The 19,036-nt window shown below is 48.2% G+C and carries 18 protein-coding genes and 1 tRNA gene; 4 read left to right on the top strand and 15 right to left on the bottom strand.

Going from position 1 to position 19,036, the window contains the following annotated elements:
* Window positions 1-46 precede the first annotated feature (46 nt).
* The 6 genes from ABD846_RS01180 to ABD846_RS01155 all read right to left on the bottom strand — a co-directional run bounded on the left by ABD846_RS01180 (window position 47) and on the right by ABD846_RS01155 (window position 4,450).
* Entirely contained in the window at window positions 47-1,207 is a 1,161-nt protein-coding gene (locus ABD846_RS01180) for a T9SS type A sorting domain-containing protein (RefSeq protein WP_344821829.1), read from the bottom strand.
* A 34-nt stretch (window positions 1,208-1,241) separates the two neighbouring features.
* Complete coding sequence (locus tag ABD846_RS01175; protein ID WP_344821827.1) at window positions 1,242-1,400, bottom strand: hypothetical protein; 159 nt, start codon at window positions 1,398-1,400, stop codon at window positions 1,242-1,244.
* A gap of 439 nt (window positions 1,401-1,839) precedes the next feature.
* Window positions 1,840-2,655: a hypothetical protein gene (locus ABD846_RS01170; protein ID WP_344821824.1), complete on the bottom strand. Its 816-nt coding sequence runs from the start codon at window positions 2,653-2,655 to the stop codon at window positions 1,840-1,842.
* Window positions 2,656-2,865: 210 nt separating this feature from the next.
* Window positions 2,866-2,952 (bottom strand) — tRNA-Ser (locus ABD846_RS01165).
* Between the two features lie 14 nt (window positions 2,953-2,966).
* Window positions 2,967-3,764 (bottom strand): TatD family hydrolase, encoded by a 798-nt coding sequence (locus tag ABD846_RS01160; RefSeq protein WP_344821822.1) that lies wholly within the window; start codon window positions 3,762-3,764, stop codon window positions 2,967-2,969.
* A gap of 14 nt (window positions 3,765-3,778) precedes the next feature.
* Window positions 3,779-4,450, bottom strand: coding sequence for a DUF4294 domain-containing protein (locus tag ABD846_RS01155; RefSeq protein WP_344821820.1), 672 nt, complete (start codon window positions 4,448-4,450; stop codon window positions 3,779-3,781).
* 197 nt (window positions 4,451-4,647) lie between these two features.
* Here ABD846_RS01155 and mscL point away from each other — a divergent pair, with 197 nt between their 5' ends.
* Both mscL and ABD846_RS01145 read left to right on the top strand, forming a co-directional pair.
* Window positions 4,648-5,082 (top strand): large-conductance mechanosensitive channel protein MscL, encoded by a 435-nt coding sequence (gene mscL / locus ABD846_RS01150; protein WP_344821818.1) that lies wholly within the window; start codon window positions 4,648-4,650, stop codon window positions 5,080-5,082.
* A 70-nt stretch (window positions 5,083-5,152) separates the two neighbouring features.
* Entirely contained in the window at window positions 5,153-5,896 is a 744-nt protein-coding gene (locus ABD846_RS01145) for a phosphoglycerol geranylgeranyltransferase (RefSeq protein WP_344821816.1), read from the top strand.
* Here ABD846_RS01145 and ABD846_RS01140 read toward each other — a convergent pair.
* Entirely contained in the window at window positions 5,893-7,080 is a 1,188-nt protein-coding gene (locus tag ABD846_RS01140) for an exo-beta-N-acetylmuramidase NamZ family protein (protein WP_344821814.1), read from the bottom strand. The genes ABD846_RS01145 and ABD846_RS01140 overlap by 4 nt on opposite strands.
* A gap of 84 nt (window positions 7,081-7,164) precedes the next feature.
* Between ABD846_RS01140 and ABD846_RS01135 the strand changes: the two genes are divergently transcribed.
* Window positions 7,165-7,593, top strand: coding sequence for an FKBP-type peptidyl-prolyl cis-trans isomerase (locus tag ABD846_RS01135; protein ID WP_344821812.1), 429 nt, complete (start codon window positions 7,165-7,167; stop codon window positions 7,591-7,593).
* Between the two features lie 67 nt (window positions 7,594-7,660).
* Here ABD846_RS01135 and ABD846_RS01130 read toward each other — a convergent pair whose 3' ends face one another.
* The 6 genes from ABD846_RS01130 to ABD846_RS01105 all read right to left on the bottom strand — a co-directional run bounded on the left by ABD846_RS01130 (window position 7,661) and on the right by ABD846_RS01105 (window position 15,784).
* A complete protein-coding gene (locus ABD846_RS01130) occupies window positions 7,661-8,056 on the bottom strand; it encodes a hypothetical protein (RefSeq protein WP_344821810.1) in 396 nt (131 codons plus the stop codon).
* 75 nt (window positions 8,057-8,131) lie between these two features.
* A complete protein-coding gene (locus ABD846_RS01125; protein ID WP_344821808.1) occupies window positions 8,132-9,301 on the bottom strand; it encodes an efflux RND transporter periplasmic adaptor subunit in 1,170 nt (389 codons plus the stop codon).
* A 5-nt stretch (window positions 9,302-9,306) separates the two neighbouring features.
* Window positions 9,307-13,653 carry a CusA/CzcA family heavy metal efflux RND transporter gene (locus ABD846_RS01120; RefSeq protein WP_344821806.1) on the bottom strand — a complete coding sequence of 1,449 codons (4,347 nt, stop codon included), beginning with the start codon at window positions 13,651-13,653 and terminating at the stop codon, window positions 9,307-9,309.
* 124 nt (window positions 13,654-13,777) lie between these two features.
* Window positions 13,778-14,170, bottom strand: a complete 393-nt coding sequence (locus ABD846_RS01115; RefSeq protein WP_344821805.1) for a hypothetical protein — start codon at window positions 14,168-14,170, stop codon at window positions 13,778-13,780.
* 77 nt (window positions 14,171-14,247) lie between these two features.
* The gene (locus ABD846_RS01110; protein WP_344821804.1) at window positions 14,248-14,868 is read right to left on the bottom strand and encodes a carbonic anhydrase family protein; all 621 of its coding nucleotides are present in this window, start codon (window positions 14,866-14,868) and stop codon (window positions 14,248-14,250) included.
* Between the two features lie 25 nt (window positions 14,869-14,893).
* Window positions 14,894-15,784 carry a bestrophin family protein gene (locus ABD846_RS01105; RefSeq protein WP_344821803.1) on the bottom strand — a complete coding sequence of 297 codons (891 nt, stop codon included), beginning with the start codon at window positions 15,782-15,784 and terminating at the stop codon, window positions 14,894-14,896.
* A 146-nt stretch (window positions 15,785-15,930) separates the two neighbouring features.
* On the opposite strand from ABD846_RS01105, the gene ABD846_RS01100 reads away from it, so the two are divergent.
* On the top strand, window positions 15,931-16,605 hold the full coding sequence (locus ABD846_RS01100) for a TetR/AcrR family transcriptional regulator (RefSeq protein ID WP_344821802.1): 675 nt from the start codon (window positions 15,931-15,933) through the stop codon (window positions 16,603-16,605).
* A 98-nt stretch (window positions 16,606-16,703) separates the two neighbouring features.
* Here the strand turns inward: ABD846_RS01100 and ABD846_RS01095 are convergent, their stop codons facing one another.
* Together ABD846_RS01095 and ABD846_RS01090 are read right to left on the bottom strand one after the other, a co-directional pair.
* Window positions 16,704-17,309 carry a thioredoxin family protein gene (locus ABD846_RS01095; protein WP_344821801.1) on the bottom strand — a complete coding sequence of 202 codons (606 nt, stop codon included), beginning with the start codon at window positions 17,307-17,309 and terminating at the stop codon, window positions 16,704-16,706.
* A 2-nt stretch (window positions 17,310-17,311) separates the two neighbouring features.
* Entirely contained in the window at window positions 17,312-19,015 is a 1,704-nt protein-coding gene (locus ABD846_RS01090) for a multicopper oxidase domain-containing protein (protein WP_344821800.1), read from the bottom strand.
* Between the last annotated feature and the right edge of the window lie 21 nt (window positions 19,016-19,036).

The following is a 19,036-nucleotide window of genomic DNA, read 5'->3' as shown; positions in this document are numbered from 1 at the left end:
GCCCGGGAACCATTGCGGCGCCCGGGCTTTACGAAAAGACATCGTATTATTTTATCACTTTAATCGGTTCCAGGTGCTGTCCGTCGCTGGTAATGCTTATAAAATAAACACCGGCGGGCCAATCTCTTGTATCAAGCGTACATATTCCCTCTTTCCCGTCGAAAGTCCTGCTAACATTTATGATTTCGCGTCCGTAAAGATTCGATACAGAAATGCCTCCGCTTCCCTGAAGGGTTGCAGGCAACTGTATATTCAACTGATCGGAAAACGGGTTTGGCTGCGCACTGATAGCATTGCCTTCTTCAAACGACAGCGTCTTCACGCCCAGGTAAGTCCGCTTTTTATCAAAGTCTACCTGTGATAAACGGTACATATTTTTTCCTGCTGAAGGTTTTGCATCGGTGTAAGAATAGTCATAACCAAAAGTGGTGTTCCCTTTGCTTTTCAGGGTTGCGAGCGTAGTATAATTTTTGCCGTCGCTGCTGCGTTCCACCAGGAACTGGTCGTTATTCTCCTCAACACCGGAGCGCCAGTTGATAAGTGCGGCGCTTCCGTTGCGGCTCACATTATAGCTGATAAGGGATACAGGTAGTACGGTACTGCTCGAACTTAAAGAATTACATTCCGTAGTGATCGAATAAGAACTGGAGGCGTTACGCGTACCGACAGCCGTACCATTTACCCCATCGCCTGCTGCAATACCCATAGTCCCGGTTCCACCAAATCCTGTAAGACTCGCCACAACCAGGCGAATTTCGTTTGTAGTTTCATACAGTTGGATCTCTCCGGTTATAACGTCGCTACCTCCTAGCTCCTGTACATTTTCATAATGCACGACGAATATGCGATTAGGGCTGGTACCGACTGTACCATAAAATAATTCTCCGGGATCGACAAACCAATCCAATTGCGTAAGACCAATAAACGGTTCGGAATATCCGGAAGGAATAACCCTTCCGGAACAGCAACCCGCATCAGACGAGGTACCCATCCAGATGAAACCATTGGTGGATAGTGTTGCACTGGTGTAAGCGGTTCCGTAAAAGTTGAAAGTAAAAGGCATTGATACCGTAGATATGTTATCATCGCCTGTAGGCCCTGCGGTACCGGACGACAAAAGCATACCTGAATAGGTACAGGAACTGGATTGCGCATAAACGCTGGCTACTCCTGTCACGAGGAACAGGCTCAGTAAAAGTTTTTTCATTTTATATGAATTATGGTAGGTATTGGTAAACAAATCAGATGCCGGAAATCAGCCGCTCAATCAGCTGAAGGCGGATTTCTATCGGGTAAAGCAATAATTCCTGTAGGGAGGGCCCTGAAGGGATGGAACCGGAAAGATTCAGGTTGGCGACAGCATTAAGCGGCCCCAGAAGCGTTTCATTTGATTTCGACATAACGGATTGGTTTGTGGCACTGTCCGGCATTACACCCTACAGATGATGCAAATGTATACAATTCAAAATAGTTTTCAAATATATTTTTTTAATAATAAAAATATATTTATACATAAAAATACAAGGATTGCTGGAATATTTTAGAATTCAATATAATACGGTTGGTTATATTATGCAATCACAGGTTACCACAAAAAGGCCCTGACGTAAGACTTTTAGAAAAACATTGTTGCCGGGAACGCCTGAGCCGGCGAAGCGGTGCGGGGATGGCGCAAGTGATCCCTTCTTTGCGGTCCTATTTTTTTCCGGACTTTGCAGAAACGATCTCCGTAAATTCCGGAAAACAAGAAACCCCGCCAGAAGCGTTTTTTTTTTATTTACTCAGCGAAGACGGGCGGAAATACGGTTTCTAAGGCAATAACTCTCAATCTAATAAGTGTCAAAGTAGTGGCTTCTGCTTTGATAGCGTATCCTTAGATGTAAACCGCGAATGTGGAGCTTTATATTTTCGAAATACCTGACAGTTCAATTCCTCCAGCCGAACAAGCACAAAATTTGAGTTATCGAACGTAGACAAAAATGCTAAACCTTCTGAAAAAGTGATTACCTTCAAAAACCTTGATTTAGAGGTCATTCTGACTGTTTTAGGCAGAGTCGCAGTTTCAACATAAAGTACGTCAAGATTAAGGTATACATCGTACGCATCACTCAATGCTGTTGTTGCCGTCTGTCCAGGAAGACAAAGTAAAAAAGTGAAAAGGTAAAATCTGCGTTGGTCTTTAACAAGAGAAGGAAAATTTTGCGAAAAAATCGTAACCGCGGAGAAACATACAAAATATACAATGGCAGGAGAAAAATTTGAGGGAGCGCCAAAACTCTCATACGCATAAGAAGGGCTCTCAATATAAGTCAGAAACCCTATTACAGACAAAAATAAAAATAACCGAACAAATATCTTGGCGAGCGTATTCTCCCAAGGCTTTTCAAAAATAGGTTTGTGCATAGGCTTACTAAGTACTTGGTAAATACCTCCGCCTTTCCCGAATATGAACAAAATAATAGTATAAAGAATAAAGTAAAAAACACCTATCAAAAAAGGTTTTGTAGCGTTTTTGTAGACATCTGTAACCGACATTAACGGGAAAGCATCTACATCTATAACAGTCCAGAAGACAAAATGATATACAACTGCACAGAAAACCAAATAGAACAATGAAAACCAAGCTGCGTTACGCAAATTTTCCGAAGTAAACATATTGATATCAATTAACGCTTATCATTTACTTACTAGCCAGCTTAATATCAAGTTTAATATAAATTGGCAATAAATAGGCTAGATATAACAATTGCCGTAAAGTTAGACAAATATATCAAATAAAAACAGCTACTACAAATGCTTATGTAATTCTGTTAATGGATGGATTACAACATAAAACCCCGCCAGAAGCGGGGTTTTATTTGTTAGCGGAGACGGGCGGATTCGAACCCCCGATACGGTTGCCCGTATACACACTTTCCAGGCGTGCTCCTTCAGCCACTCGGACACGTCTCCAGGTTGTCTGTTTTTCAAGACGGCTGCAAATGTAAGGAATCCATTTTTGTGTTACCAAATATTTTTTCTGCATTCTCAGAAGTGATCCTTGCCACATCCGCGAGACTCATTTCATATAATTCCGCCACTTTCTCTGCAATAAGCGGGATATAGGTGCTCTCGTTGCGCTTGCCGCGGTAAGGAACCGGCGCCAGATAAGGTGCATCCGTCTCCAGCACAATACTGCTGATCGGCACGGCTCTCAATACATCCGGCAGGATACTTTTTTTGAATGTTACTACACCTCCAATCCCGAGGTATCCGCCCATATCGCAGATACGCAATGCTTCTTCCACCGTGCCGCTGTAACAATGAAATACCGTAACGAGTGATCCGTTCTGTTTGCGCGCCACGATGTCTGAACATTCTTTGGTAGAAGAACGGCTGTGAATGATCACCGGCAAGCCCAACTCCATGGCCCAGTCGATCTGCTGCTCAAATGTCACTTTCTGTTCCTGCGCATGCGTCCTGTCCCAGTAAAAATCCAGCCCCACCTCCCCTACTGCAACATAGGGGCGCGTCTCCAGCTCCTGCTTTACGCGGGCAAGTTCTTCGCGGAAATTTTCTTTAACATAACACGGATGCAGCCCTGCCATAGGGAAACAATTGCCGGGGAAACGTGCTGCTATATCCAGCATGCCCTCCACGGTGCCGCTATCACAATTGGGCATATACATTTTATTTACGCCGGCAGCAAGCGCCCTGCGTATATGAGCATCCTGCGCTTCGATCGTCTCCTCGTCGTACAGATGGGTATGGGTATCAATAAACATAAGAAGGCGCAAAGTTAACTCCTTTTGGCCGCTGCGGCTGCATTGGCCTCGAGCTCCCGCACGATCTGCTCTATATCGTGATCGCGGCCTTCCGGCTCGTACTCCCGGCGCAGGTTGTTCCCGAACACCAGCGCGACACCCTGCCAAACCACAGCATTAAAGCCTCCTTTCACTTCGGATATAATATCAAAACAGTTGCGCCCCGTTTGCCGGTTGATCAGCTTTACCAGCACGATACCCTGGGATATGGTAAATTCCTGCAACTCTCCCTTGAAACGCTTGTTCAGCTCTTTCTCCAGGCCTTTCAGGTATTTCTTACGACCTTCTTTGGAAGGAATTGCGGCGAGCTTTTCATGTACGTCTTTCAGCAAATAGGCAGCTGTATTCGCATACGGGTATACTTTGTAAACGTTATACTTCAGGCGCGCATATTCCGCGTCGTACTTCGACTGCCGGCGCTCCTCTCTCCTGGCCTGCCGGCGCAGCCTTCGCCTGTCGGCCGGACTCAGATGTTCGTATATAAGCACCTCATTCAGGTACACGATCGGGAACGTATCGGTACCCACCACCACTGCAGGCAGCTTAATGCCATCCTCTTCCGTGTCCTGGGCATAAGCACCCGCACCACACAGGAGAAAAGCAAGACTAAGCAACAATAAACGGATGTACAAGGCTGTCTGTTTCACGGTCTATGCAAATTAAGCATTAGGCTATTCATAAAGGCGCATCTGATAAACAATTTAACAATGCGTCCGCCTGAGGATTTGGACCGGAAATGTACCGGGAAGATTAATCCTGCCGAATGAGAAGATCGAACTAATAATACGGTAATACCCTGTTTTTGACAATAAAGTATATTTTTACGCCCATAAAATTAGCTGCTATGGGATTTTTAAAAGAGTTCAGAGAATTTGCCGTTAAAGGAAACGTAGTTGACCTCGCTGTGGGTGTGATCATCGGTGGTGCATTCGGCAAAATTGTCACTTCACTGGTTTCGGACATTATGATGCCGTTGATCGGGACATTAACCGGCGGTGTTGACTTTAAAAAACTGAAATACGTGATCACTCCCGGCACACCGGAAATAGCCGCCACCGCCACCAGCCCTGCAGTTCCCGCGGTACCGGAGAATGCTATTCTTTACGGAAGCTTTATCCAGAATGTATTTGATTTCCTGATTATCGCACTGTGCATTTTTGCGATGGTGAAAGCCATCAACGCAATGAAACGCAAAGAGGAAGCAGCCCCGGCAGCTCCTCCGGCGCCTTCTCCTACAGAGACGCTGCTGACTGAAATCCGTGATTTGCTTAAAAAGTAATTGTATGTAGCAGGTGGCGGAAGTAATAAAACTTCCGCTGCCTCATTTTTGCGTACTTTCGCCAGACTTTATGAAGCCTTCAAAGGTTTATCAACAGATAGCAGCGCTGAAAAACGAGAAGCGGCACGGTTTTGCCGTACTGCTGGATCCCGACAAGATATCCTCCGGTAAGATGGAGCACTTCGCCCGGCTTTGCAACGACGCGGGCGTACACTTCGTATTCGTGGGTGGCAGTCTCGTACTGGACCATGAGATCAGCAAATGCATCCACATTTTTAAAGAGCACAGCTCTATTCCCGTGCTGCTGTTCCCGGGAAATCCTGCGCAGGTTTGCCGGGAGGCGGATGCACTTCTGTATCTGTCGCTGCTTTCCGGTCGCAATGCAGATCTGCTGATCGGCCAGCATGTGGTATCTGCACCAATGGTGAAAGGCAGCGGACTGGAAGTATTATCCACCGGGTATATGCTGATCGATGGCGGCGTGCCGACAACGGTTTCCTACATGAGTAACAGTCATCCGATACCGGCCGATAAATCCGATATAGCCCTATGTACCGCCTGGGCCGGGGAAATGCAGGGTAAGCATCTTATTTACATGGATGCCGGCAGCGGCGCACAAACGCCTATTTCAGCACAGATGATCCGTAAAGTAAGCAGCAACATCAGCATTCCGCTGATCATCGGTGGCGGTATTAAAACACCGGAAAAAGTAAGAGAGAACTGTGAAGCGGGCGCAGACCTGATCGTTGTGGGTAATGCGATTGAAAAAGAAGAATCGCTGATCCGCGAACTGGCGGCTGCCACGCGCATTTAATCTTTGTAGAGCAGGTACACTTCACGTATCGTCCTGAACCGATCCAGATTTTCTACCCAGGATTTTCTGATTTCTTCCTCGGAAATGCCTTGCTGGATCTGCTCCTTCAATTCCCTGTTACCGGCCAGCTTATCGAAAAAATCATTGAAGAAATGCTGCTTATCCTCGCTCCAGTTGTACGCGGTAAGCAGCGGTTTCAGGTCCAGACCTCCTTTTGTCATCTCGTAAGCTTCTTCCGTATTTGCAGCTACGAGCTGACCATAACATTTCTTATCCTCCCATAACGGGTGTTGCGCACCTTGCCTGCCTTTCGGTTCGAAATGATAGCGGCTTTTCGCTTTAAAACCGGGATGTCCCCATTGTTCAAACGGCTTGTCGGTGCCTCTGCCCACGCTCACTTCCGTACCCTCAAACAGGCATAAGCCGGGATACAGGTAAATAGCGGTCATGGATTTCAGATTGGGGGAGGGTGAAACGGGCAGCGCGTAGCGCGTTTTGTGTGTGTAATTTTCGCAGGGAATCACCTGCATAAACAGTTTTCCGGCATTCGGTATCCATCCCTCTCCACGCAGCATCATGGCGTATTCTCCGCAGGTCATTCCATACAGTACGGGTACCGGCTGCATTCCCACGAAAGAGCGCAGGGAGGTGTCCAGTACCGGTCCGTCTATGAGATGAGCATTCGGGTTAGGGCGATCGAGCACCATCAGGAAAACACCGCTTTCCGCACAGGCTTCCATTACGTATTGCAACGTGGAGATATACGTATAAAAACGCACGCCCACATCCTGCAGATCATATACCACTACATCAATCCCCTGCATCTGCTCCCGCGAGGGCTTTTTATTTTTGCCATACAGCGACACAACAGGCAGACCCGTTTTTGCATCGGTTGCATTGTCGATATGGGCACCTGCATCAGCTGTTCCACGGAACCCATGCTCCGGCACAAACACCGTGCGCACATCTATCTTCTCCTCTATGAGCTTATCGAGTAATGAAACGCCTTTCCATTCTGAAGTCTGATTGATAACCACAGCTACATGTTTACCACGCAAAGCAGGCAGGTATTCGCTGCTGCGCGCAATACCGGGCAACACATTTTCCTGTGCCGCTGCGGAAAATGATATTATGGCGCACACAATTACTTTCAAAACAAACCGGATAGGGGCTATCTTCCACATATGATTATTTAACATTGTATAAACCAGAAAATGAAACAGAGACACAATAATAAGCTTACCTTGTGGCCTTAACAAAAAAAGTATATGACACAAGTAAAAAATGGAGACCGTGTGCGCGTTCACTATCATGGCCGTTTAACGGATGGCAGCACTTTTGACACATCCGAAGGCAGACCGCCACTGGAATTCGAAGTGGGAAGCGGACAGGTAATTAAAGGTTTCGATGATGCATTACAAGGAATGAATGTAGGTGATAAAAAAACAGTAACGATCCCTGCGGCTGATGCATATGGCGAGTCTTCTCCCGAAAATGTTATCGCTTACCCGATTTCCGACTTTCCGGACGATATGCAGCCTGAAGTAGGAATGGAACTCCATATGAGCGATAACCAAGGCAATAATTTCCCTGTAGTGATCGCTGAAGTTCTTGAAGACTCTGTGATCCTCGATGCCAACCATCCGCTGGCAGGCAAAGATCTGACTTTCGATATTGAACTGGTAGAGATCATCTAAACCGATATACGGTACTATAAATAAAAAAACGTTGTCCGATGACAACGTTTTTTTTATTGGAGAAACATCAACGTAACTCATTCCAGCGTTCGCGTATGGTATCCGAACCCGGACCGCTGACGCTCTGCATCATTTCATTCCCCACATAACGTTTGAGTGATTCATACGCCAGCACACTCACATTACAATCCCTGATCAGCCGGTAGAATTGCGGGTCTGACTTATTCGCGTCCAGATACTGCCTGCTGAAGCCATATCCACCCGACGGAAGCGGAACAACGTGGTGAATCGCCTGCGCATCGCGCAGCAATACAGCTGCTTTAAGTGAATCTGAATACTCTGCCGCCGTTTCAAGCCGCACGATCATTTCGGACGCAAGCATGACGCTATTGGTACGCATCACCTTACGATTGCAGCTGCAGGCAATAACAATGCCTGCGACTACGATAAGCCACCTTCTCATTTTATATACGGTTGTTTCCTGTAATGTACGCACACAGGGTTCCGTATCATGCAAAGGATATCTTAAAAGAGCCGCTTACTCTTCCGGTTCTGCCGTATTTTTCAGTTTCATCAGCAGCGTATACGCATTTTTTGTCACCAGCTCTTTGCCTTCAAAGGCATCATGATTCACGATCTGAACGAAGCCGTTATCGGCTGTCCCGAGCTCAACTGCGTACATACGGAACACATTCTGTGCCTGCCGTACAAATACGAAATCCTTTCCTTCAAAATTCACAATGCTTTGCTCCGGAACCGCATAAGCGAGTGTTGCATGGGTAGCGATCTCCGCATTCATATACATACCGGGTAGTAAGCTACGGTCATATTGATCGAAATGACAATGCACTTCGGAAATACCGTCACTGCTGATGTCGCGACTGATCAGGATAATCTCCCCGGAATGCTTTTGTTCCGGGTTTGCATTGGTGTAAGCCACGAGCCGCTGACCGATGCTCAGACGCTCCACATCCTTTTCATAGACCTTCAGGTTTAAATGTATGTCCGAAGGATTGATCAGCTCGAACAGCACGTCTGAAGGCGTTACGTACTTCCCTATATTCACATTCACCTTACTCACAAAACCGTCGATGGGGCTGTAAACGGAAATACTTTTCGTAATGGTGTTTTCGTTCAGTCTTTCCGGGTTGATATTGATGAGCCGCAATTGCTGCGCAAGCGCCGTTGTTTGTATACGCAGGCTGTTACGCTCAGCCTGGGCCTGCTGCATCACTTTATCGCTGCTGGCCTGGCTTTGATTCAGATCCCGCTGACGCTCGAAATCCAGTTCGGAATACTGAAGTTTTGCTTTTGCCTGGAGATAATCCTGTTGGAGCTGCACGTAACGCGGATCTTCCATTACCGCAATCACCTCGCCTTTCCTCACCTGCATGCCGGGCAAAAGCTGAGAGGTTTTCAGATACCCACCCAGCGGAACACTGACAGATACAAGACTTTGCGGCGGAACATCGATTTTGCCATTGAGCCGCAATACAGTCGCGAGTTGCTGCTCACCGAGCACAGCGGTCTCAATACCTGCATTTTTGAGCTGCGCAGGAGTAAGCGTAATTACGTCACTGTCGTTTACGGGAACAGCCTTTTCCTCCGTAGCGGGATGGCGGCTGCAACCGAGCAGTTGCAGCGATAAAAACAATATTGCAATACGACAGCCTGCCGTAGTACCTGTAATTCTGAATATATTTTGCATGACTATTAATTGGTGGTTAAAAATTGCAGCTGAACAGCAAACTGATTCAGCTGGTATAGTGCGTCTGCGTAACTGCTGCGCACGCTGATGGCCTGGTTGATCAACATCACATATTCGAGGTAATTGATCTCTCCGTTGACGAACTGCCGCTGAGCGGTCTGCATAATCAGTGCTGCATTATTCAGTCCGGTTGTTTCATAATAGGCAACAGATTGCTGCTGCGTTTCGAAGTTCATCCTTAACTGTTCGGAACGGGTCTGCAGTTGTGACGCAACATTATCGCGCTCGAGAGTTGCAATCTGAACAGCACTATTCGCAGCTTTTATGCGGGCGACCTGCGCCATTGGAAAAAGCGGAACCGTTATGCCCAACTGCACCGAATGAAAACGGTCATAACCGTCATAGGTATTGTTATCCGGACCCACCCCTTTAAAACTGTTGTTATTGTATGCAACACTGAAGCCCGGTAACAAACGCGATTTTTCCAGCCGGTATTTCATGCCCGCAATGCGCAGTTGTTCATCAGCAGCAAGCAGTACAGGATTTTCCGTTGCCGGTACGGCGTCAACTGATCGCCTGATCGCGGTATTGCTGCCGATTGCTTTGTAAGCAATATCCGTATGCAGCAGGTAACGTAATTGCCATGAAGCGGAACTCAGTTCCCGGCGCACTTCCCGGAGTTGCACGGAAATCGAGGCCTGCTGATTTTCAGCTGTCGTCTTCTCGAGAACATTACTTTCACCCCTGCTCAGTCTTAAAGCCGCCTTGCGTGCGAAATCGTCATAGAGCGAATCCGCCTGCAACAGGAGAGCTTCCTTCTGCTGCCAGTACAGCAGTGCGTAGTAAGTGAGCATAACCGAGCGGCGCACTTCCCAGTCTTTGGTACGCACGCCCGTCTCGGCAAGTGATACTTCCTCCTGCAATACTTTTTTCTGCCGGTGATACACCGTTGGGAAAGCAACGCTTTGCATCACGCTGAAACGTGTATCGTTAAATGCACTGTTTACCTGACCGTAATCAACTGAGAAATTTGTCTGCGGCAGGTCGGCAGCTGAATGCAGCATGTGCTTCGCATATTCGGTCTTTAACCGTTCGGAACGAAGCGATAAATTCTGACGCGCCGCCATCGCCAGTGCAGAATCAAGGCTCAGCGGCACCTGCGCGTGCAGCGCTGTTACAGGGAAAGCAAGCAGCAACAGCAATAATACAGTCTTGGGAACGCGCGCAGCTTTGCGTGCGGAGCGTTGCTCCAGTAACAGGTATAACATAGGGAGTACAAAAAGTGTGAGGAACGTAGCGAGTATCAGTCCGCCGATCACCACCGTAGCCAACGGCCGCTGCACCTCCGCTCCGGCACCGTGACTCAACGCCATCGGGAGGAAGCCGAGCGACGCAACGCAAGCAGTCATTAGTACAGGCCGCAGTCTTGATTCCGCTCCTTCAGTGACCACACGGAGCAGGTTTTTACGGCCCGACTTCCGGAGGCGGTTAAATTCGGCGATCAGGACAATTCCGTTGAGCACCGCCACCCCGAACAATGCGATGAAGCCTACGCCTGCACTGATGGAGAACGGCATTCCGCGTGCAGCAAGCAGGAATACGCCCCCGATTGCAGAAAGCGGTATTGCAGTGTAGATCAGTAAACTTTCGCGGATTGAACCAAATGCAAAAAACAACAGGATAAAGATCAATACAAGCGATACAGGTACGGCGATTCCCAGTCGTGCTTTTGCTTCGTTCAGGTTTTCAAAGGAACCTCCATAAGTGACGTAATACCCCTCCGGAAGACGTATCTGCTTTTCCACCTTCGATTTCAGTTCTTCCACTATACTCTGCACATCCCGGCCTTTAACATTGAAGCCGACTATGATGCGCCTTCTTGCATTTTCACGCTGTATCTGGTTGGGACCCAACTGTACGGACACATCTGCCAGCTGCGACAACGGCACCTGTAAACCTGTCGGCGTAGACACAAGCAGCTGACGGATGTCTTCCACTCTTTGCCTTTTACGCGCATCCATACGCACCATCATATCAAAACGGCGCTCGCCCTCAAACACCAGGCCTGCGCTTTGACCCGCAAATGCGGCGTTCACCGTACGATTCACATCCGCGATGCTCAGATGATACTGGGCGATCATCGAACGATTGTAGCGGATCACCACCTGCGACATACCCGTAACCGGTTCGACATATAAGGCGGTAGCACCCTGAACGGTATTGGTCAGTCTACCGATACGGCCTGCAATTGCAGCAAGCGAATCCAGATTATCGCCAAACACCTTGATCACCACATCCTGTCTTGCTCCGGTCATCAGTTCGTTAAAGCGCATCTGAACCGGGAACTGAAAACTCACCGTAATACCCGGAACATCTTCCAGTGCTTTAGACATTTTCGCAGCAAGCTCCGGAAAGGTACCGGCCGACACCCATTCCTTTTTGTCTTTCAGGATGATCATCATATCGCCCGCTTCCATAGGCATCGGATCCGTCGGCACTTCACCACTACCCACCTTACTGACTACCTTGGTCACTTCAGGGAACCTCGTCTTAAGAATATGCGCCGCCTGTTGCATACTGTTCATAGTAGTTTCAAGGTTACTGCCGGTAAGCACGCGGGTTTCCACCGCAAAATCCCCTTCCTCAAGCGACGGGATAAATTCACCACCGAGATTCATCAGGATGACAAGCGCCGCAACAAACAGCAGCAATACAGCAGTGATGATTTTTCCGGGAATCCGCAATGCGTGGTGCAGCATCTTCTGGTAGGTCGCACCGATACGCCGCATCCATCTGTCTGAAAACGACTCCTTCCGATCGAGCTTACGGCTCAGCACCAGTGAGCTCATCATCGGAATGTAGGTAAGCGACAGTAAAAAGGCACCGAGCAATGCAAACGCAACCGTTTGCGCCATAGGCTTGAACATTTTGCCTTCAATTCCGCGCAGGCTCAATATCGGCAGGTAAACGATCAGGATAATGATCTGACCGAACACCGCGCTGTTCATCATTTTGCCGGCGGAACCCACAACCGTTTCGTTCATTTCGTCGCGGGACAGCAATTTAAGCTTCCGGTGCCGGGCATCCATATCCAGGTGATGCATTACCGACTCAACGATAATGACCGCACCATCGATGATCAGCCCGAAATCCAGCGCTCCGAGGCTCATCAGGTTGCCACTTACGCCAAACAGGTTCATCATACAGATCGCAAACAGCATGGCCAGCGGGATAACCGATGCCACCAACAAGCCGGCCCGTATATTGCCGAGGAACAATACCAGTACGAAAACCACGATCAATGCGCCCTCCATCAGATTCTGTTCCACTGTGCCGATCGCGTTATTCACCATTTTCGTACGATCCAGGAAAGGTTCAATCACCACTCCTTCAGGGAGCGTCTTCTGAATTTCCGCAACACGCTCTTTTACATTACGCACCACTTCGCTGCTGTTCTCGCCTTTGAGCATCATCACCACTGCACCCGACACCTCTCCCTGGTCATTATATCCCATAGCTCCGTACCGTGTGGCATAACCGATTTTCACATCGGCAACGTCCCGTATAAACAGCGGTACTGCCGATTGCCTGGAAGCAATCGCAATAGAACCGATATCCTCTATCGAACCTACCAACCCTTCGCTGCGTATAAATAATACCGTTGGTCCTTTCTCAATGTAGGCGCCCCCGGTGTTCTGATTGTTCGCTTCAAGCGCAGCAAACACATCCTGAACTGTTATGCCGTAAGCATTCAGCTTATCAGGCTGAATGGCGATCTCGTATTGCTTCAGCTTTCCGCCAAAGCTGCTCACTTCCGCCACTCCTTTCACACCAAGCAATTGCCGGCGCACGATCCAGTCCTGTATGGTACGCAGATCTGTAAGACTGTATTTACCTTCATATCCTTTCTTCGGACGGACGACATACTGATAGATCTCGCCCAGGCCGGTGGAAATAGGACCCAGCTGCGGCGTACCGATCCCCTGGGGAATCTGGCCCTGCACCTGCTGCAATCTTTCGGCAACCTGTTGTCTGGCCCAATAGATATCTATACCATCTTCAAAAACGATAGTAACAAGTGAAAGTCCGAAGCGCGAAAAGCTACGGATCTCTTTGAGGCCGGGAATATTGTTATTCGCCTGTTCAACGGGAAAGGTAACCAGCCGTTCTATATCATTTGCACCAAAAGACGGAGCAACAGTGATTACCTGCACCTGGTTATTCGTAATATCCGGTACTGCGTCTACCGGCAGACGCGTGGTCTGGTATATACCTACGATCACCAATGCAATGACCATCAGACCGATTATGAGTTTATTCCGTACGGAAAACCCGATAATTCTGTAAAGCATACATGTATTTATGTGATGAATAATAAAGACCTGCAGCAAACGGCATCAGAAGCGCGTTTTGCTGCAAAGCTTTTTGGAACCGGATATCCGCGCTGTAAGCGGACAGACCGGTCCTGTCAAAACATTATGCTACAGTTCGGGGCGGCTGCCAGATAAAAGACAGATATTGGGAAGACCAGGCTTCTTCTTTGGGAAACAGCATTTTTTGTTCCGGTGCAATAACCGGACGCGTGTGCAGCGTGATTTGCGCCGATGGAACGATGCAACCTACCCAGATCATCGGAGAATGGCTGAGCGTTTTGAAAGGTAGTTGCATATCGCGCTCGTAGTCGCTATCCTTCACATTCTGCTCCGTATAATGCATACAGAGAAACTGTATGAAGGTAACCTGGGGATTGCGTTGCCGGTGTTCGGCGAAATGCTCCATCAGTACCGGAAGCTTCATCAGCTCCAGCACCTGCACATGCGTGGACAGCAGATACACCGTGAAAAAAAATATGGCAACGAATCGCTTCACTCTTACAAAAATAGGAATTTCCGGATTACGGTATGATGTAAAAAAATATCCCGGCACCTGTGATGCCGGGATATTGCTTATGCGAATGTCACTTTTCCCGTTTCCACGTCGTACATCGCGCCGACGATACGGATAGTACCCTCCCGCTCCAGTTCGGCAATGATCGGACTTTCACGGCGGATGCGTTCTATAGTGAGGTTCACGTGAATATCAGTCACCTTCTTTACAAACGCTTCATTTTTGCCGTTGCGCTCTTCTTTAATACTGGTTTCCTGGAAAATAGCAGGTTGTATCTTATTGAGCAATGTAGTAAGGTTACCCATTTCCACATGGTTGCAGGCGCCTACAATTGCACCGCATTTGGTGTGCCCGAGTACGACGATGATTTTCGTGCCCACCACTTTTGTGGCAAACTCCATGCTGCCGAGGATATCTTCGTTCAGGATATTGCCCGCTATACGGATACTGAAGATGTCACCCAGTCCCTGATCGAAGATCAGTTCGGCAGAGGTACGGCTGTCGATACAACTCAGGATGGTTGCGAAAGGGAATTGTCCTTCCGATGTTTCATTCACCTGTTGCAGCAGGTTACGATTAGCCTTCAGGTTGTTTACAAACCGTTCGTTTCCTTCTTGCAGGATCTGCAACGCCATTTCCGGCGTGAGGTTTTGCTGTGTTTCTTTAGAATGTGTATGCATAAGTCAGGATTTTTAGAAGTGAAGGTCAAAGTGCGTAAAACGACTCGGGCGGATACGGATTCGGAATATCGTTATCGCCGATCAATTGTCTCAGGTTGATCTCTATATTGGTTGCAATGGTTGTCACCGCTGTATCGGTTGGGAGATTACTGAAGGGATCCTGCAGGTGCGTAGCGGATTTTTCCAGCAGAAAGAAGGCTCCGGATATTGCAACCAGCAGCGGCAGTTCGAAATAAGTGTCGATACCGTTCAGCGAAATAGCCAGTGTAACACAGAACAGATAAATCACCCAATGAAGGAAATGCCGGTAGGTCGTCGGGAACACAGTCGCTTTGATCCGTTCGCACATACCCATCGCATTGGAAAAATTGACCATCGTATTGTTGATCTGTACATGCGCAAACAACTCCAGCCGGCCCTCGCTCCGAAGCCGGAGCAGGTGCAGCGTATTCAGTTGCAGAATGGCCAGAGGCTTATTTGACTGACTACGCAGATGATTCATATCGTTTTCATCGAGGTAGCGTTCGAGACCCGGCATGGGGTCCAGACCGCGTAATGAATTGCCGAGGGCATAATTCCAGGCGATCTGGCGCAGGGTCAATTGCCGCACCGACGCTTCATCATCTTTTATAAAAGACTGAAGCTGCAATACGAAGCTCCGGCTTTCATTCACAATACTGCCCCATATCTTGCGTGCTTCCCACCATCGATCGTACGACTGATTCAGCTTAAAAGATAAAAGCACGGAAATCGCTGTTCCGATAAATGCAGGTATCGCGATGGGCATTTCCGGGATATATTTCCGGAACAGATGCGTGGCAAGGTTGGTGAGCAGACCGATGATCAATACATACATCACTTCTACCCTAACCTTTTTGAAAATATACCTGGCCGGAATGTGCGTATTCAATAACATATTATCCCCGATCGTTTCGGACAAAAGTAAGGGACGAAGAAGAAATAATAGTAATACTATTGTTAAGAATAACAAAACAATTATTAACAAAGCAAACGCTATTACAAGTAGGAATTACAGTTTATCTTTGTACAAAGGCCGCAGATATGGAATATCAGCTCAGTTTCAAAGTCAACAACAAAATATACTTAAGAGATCCGGAAAGCACGGAGCTGGGACGTCAGATCGTGAAAACAGCTATCGACCTGATTTACACTTTAGGATTTGAGCAATTCACTTTTAAGAAACTTGCGCTCGAACTTAAGAGCACTGAGGCGACCGTATACCGCTACTTCGAAAATAAACACCGCCTGCTTCTGTACATTCTGAATTGGTACTGGAGCTATATGGAATACCTGTTGGAAATGAAACTGCAGACTATTTCCAGCAAAAAAGAAAAACTGAAAGCGATCGTGGCCCTGCTCACGCACGAGCTGCCGGAAAGTGCTGGGCAATTCGACTACAATAAGAAATACCTGAATGAGATTGTGATTGCGGAAAGCAGTAAGGCTTACCTCACAAAAGAAGTGGCGGAGATCAATAAAAACGAAGTATTCAAACCCTATAAAGACCTTTGCGCGCGTATCGGCGAATGTATCAGCGATTTTAATCCCAAATACAAATTTCCCCGTTCCCTGAGCACAACACTCATCGAAGCCGCGCATCATCAGCAATTCTTCAGTGTAAACCTGCCGCGCCTGACGGACAATGCACAGGGAAGAAAACGTACCGACTTTGCATATGATTTCCTGCAGGACCTTTTATTTAAATCCCTCGCCTGATCCTGTTGAGTGGGTTGGCATTTCAATAATGCGTTTTCCCACAGCAACGATCGTGTAACTGCAGAAAGAGGTGAATGTCCGGGTATTGCGATTACCCGTCACTTACGGTAATTGATCTCACAGCCCAGCGACAGTCGCTCCGGTTGTGCAATGGTATCGCCCCTCAATAAGGCATCTACGGCCTGTGCGACAAAAGGAGCGGCTAGTTCCGGGTGCTGGCCGTTATTATCGATAGCACCCTGATACCGGATAATCCATTTGCTGTTCTCCCGCCATAATACAAACACCTGTGGTGTATGTGTGGCATGAAAAGCCGCCGCCACCTGCTGCGTGCGATCCTGCAGGTAGGAAAAATGATACTGCATTGATGCTGCAAAAACACGCATGCCCTCGAGCGTCTCCGTTTCGTACAATAAAGAGTCCATCGGATTGATCGCGATCAACGGCACCTTTAAAGGTGTATAGCGATCTGCAAGCGCATTGAAACGGTCTGTGTATAAACGCGCAAAAGGACAGTGATTGCAGGTAAACACCACAATCAGTCCTTTCGCGGAATCAAAATCATGCAACTGCACGATACGCCCGTCTGTGGCTGTCAGCGAAAAAGCAGGAGCCTCCTTACCCAGCATCACGATACGCTTTGGCTCTGTACGGAAAGATGCCATCAAAAGCAACGATAATATCGCGGTGCAGTAACGTTTCATCATCAGTTTTTGAAAAAAGTAGCGTTTGTTTTAGCCTTGGTCTTTTCGTCGGTGATCTGCATGATATATGTTCCCGGCGGGAGGCAGCTAATATCTATCCCCGCCGAAAGTTCCGGTCGCGGCAACATCATAAGCGTACGGCCGGCCATATCGATCACACTGATATAATAAACCTGGCTGCTGCCGTCCTGCGCCTTCAGGTAAATATGGTCGCCGGCGGGATTCGGATACAACGTATATCCCTTTGCCGGTAAAGATGCAGGGTCAATGCTGCTGGTGTTATTCACCACGAATTGCCCCATCATACCTCCATCTTCATGCAAAGCGATATGACAGTGGTACATAAACGGATGAATGGCATCTGCATAGTCTTCAAATCTGGCAATAAAGCGAACCGTCTGATTTGCCTTTACCAGGACCACATCCTTCCAGCCTGCCTGCTCGGCGGGTGGTGCAGCGCCGTTAATGCTCAGGATATTAAATGCCACATCGTGGATATGGAACGGATGGGCAAAAGTGGATGTGCTGGCAAGTTCCCATATCTCCGTATTATTGAGCGGAACCGTGTAGTTGATGTAATTTATATCGAACAACTTATGGTTCAGCAGAAAAGCCAGCGGCCCCGCACCCGGAGCTCCTGCGCTGTCCGTGATATTGATGGTACGGGTAACAGCTGCGGCAGATGCTGCGGGGAAAGTATTAACGGTCAATGCAGCAGGGATAGCGGTGACGGCAGGACTGCTTACAGGCCCGATATTCAGATGAAGCATGTTGAAATCTTTATGCCCGAGCGCATTGGCAAATAATCCGGTCGGAAAGCTTTCCCCGCCTGCTATCTGAGGCGTTAATGCAGCATTGTACGCTACGAGATTAACTGAAGTGCCGCTTTGTCCGTTACAGTTTACCAGCAGCTCAATGCGCTCACCGGGGGAGAGCAGGTAGCGGGTAAGCGGTACCGGTTTGTCCAACAGTCCGTCGTCGCTTGTGATAACGTAAAAAGTACGGTTATCGCTGAAGCCGATATTGTAAGAGCGTTCCGTTGCGCCATCCAGTATGCGCAGACGCACCACCTGCGCCGGTATTGTATATTCCGGTCGTACGGTTCCGTTCACCATCATTGTGTCGCCGTAAGGTGCGATCTGGAATTGATTCAATGCATCAAACTTCCTGTCGGTGAGCACCAGCGGAATATCGTCCACCCCATACCTGCGCGGCAACGCAAGCGCATCTTCAATGGCATCGCGTACGATGATAAGTCCGCCTATACCTTTGATGATCTGGGCTTCCGTCATCTCGTGCAGGTGCGGATGATACCAATAGGTACCGGCATTGTTGGTTACCTTCCAGTAAGGTTGCCATAAAGCACCCGGAGGCAATACCTGGTGCGGGCCGCCATCCATCACAGCCGGTAGGTGCATGCCATGCCAATGGAGGGTTGTGGAGTCATTCAGGAAGTTATGTACATTCATATGCACAGAGTCTCCCTTCCGGAATATAAGCGTCGGGCCCCAGAAACTACCGTTGATTCCGCCGGTTATGGTCTGGTTTCCGGCGACGATCTGTTGAAAAGTATCTCTGATATTCAGGTTGAATACCTTACCGGAAAGTGTGTCCGGTATACTCATAGGATTGTACTGGGCATGTACAAAATGGGACAGGCCCGTTTGCAGAAAAGCGAGGGAGAGCAAAAAAGAGAATTTCCTCATAAAGGCTGGATGATTTGTTTG

The sequence above is a fragment of the Rurimicrobium arvi genome (genome assembly GCF_039540495.1).
Lineage (GTDB): Bacteria > Bacteroidota > Bacteroidia > Chitinophagales > Chitinophagaceae > Rurimicrobium > Rurimicrobium arvi.
Note: the sequence above shows the minus strand (reverse complement) of the source record. Positions and strands in the feature narration are given on the sequence as shown.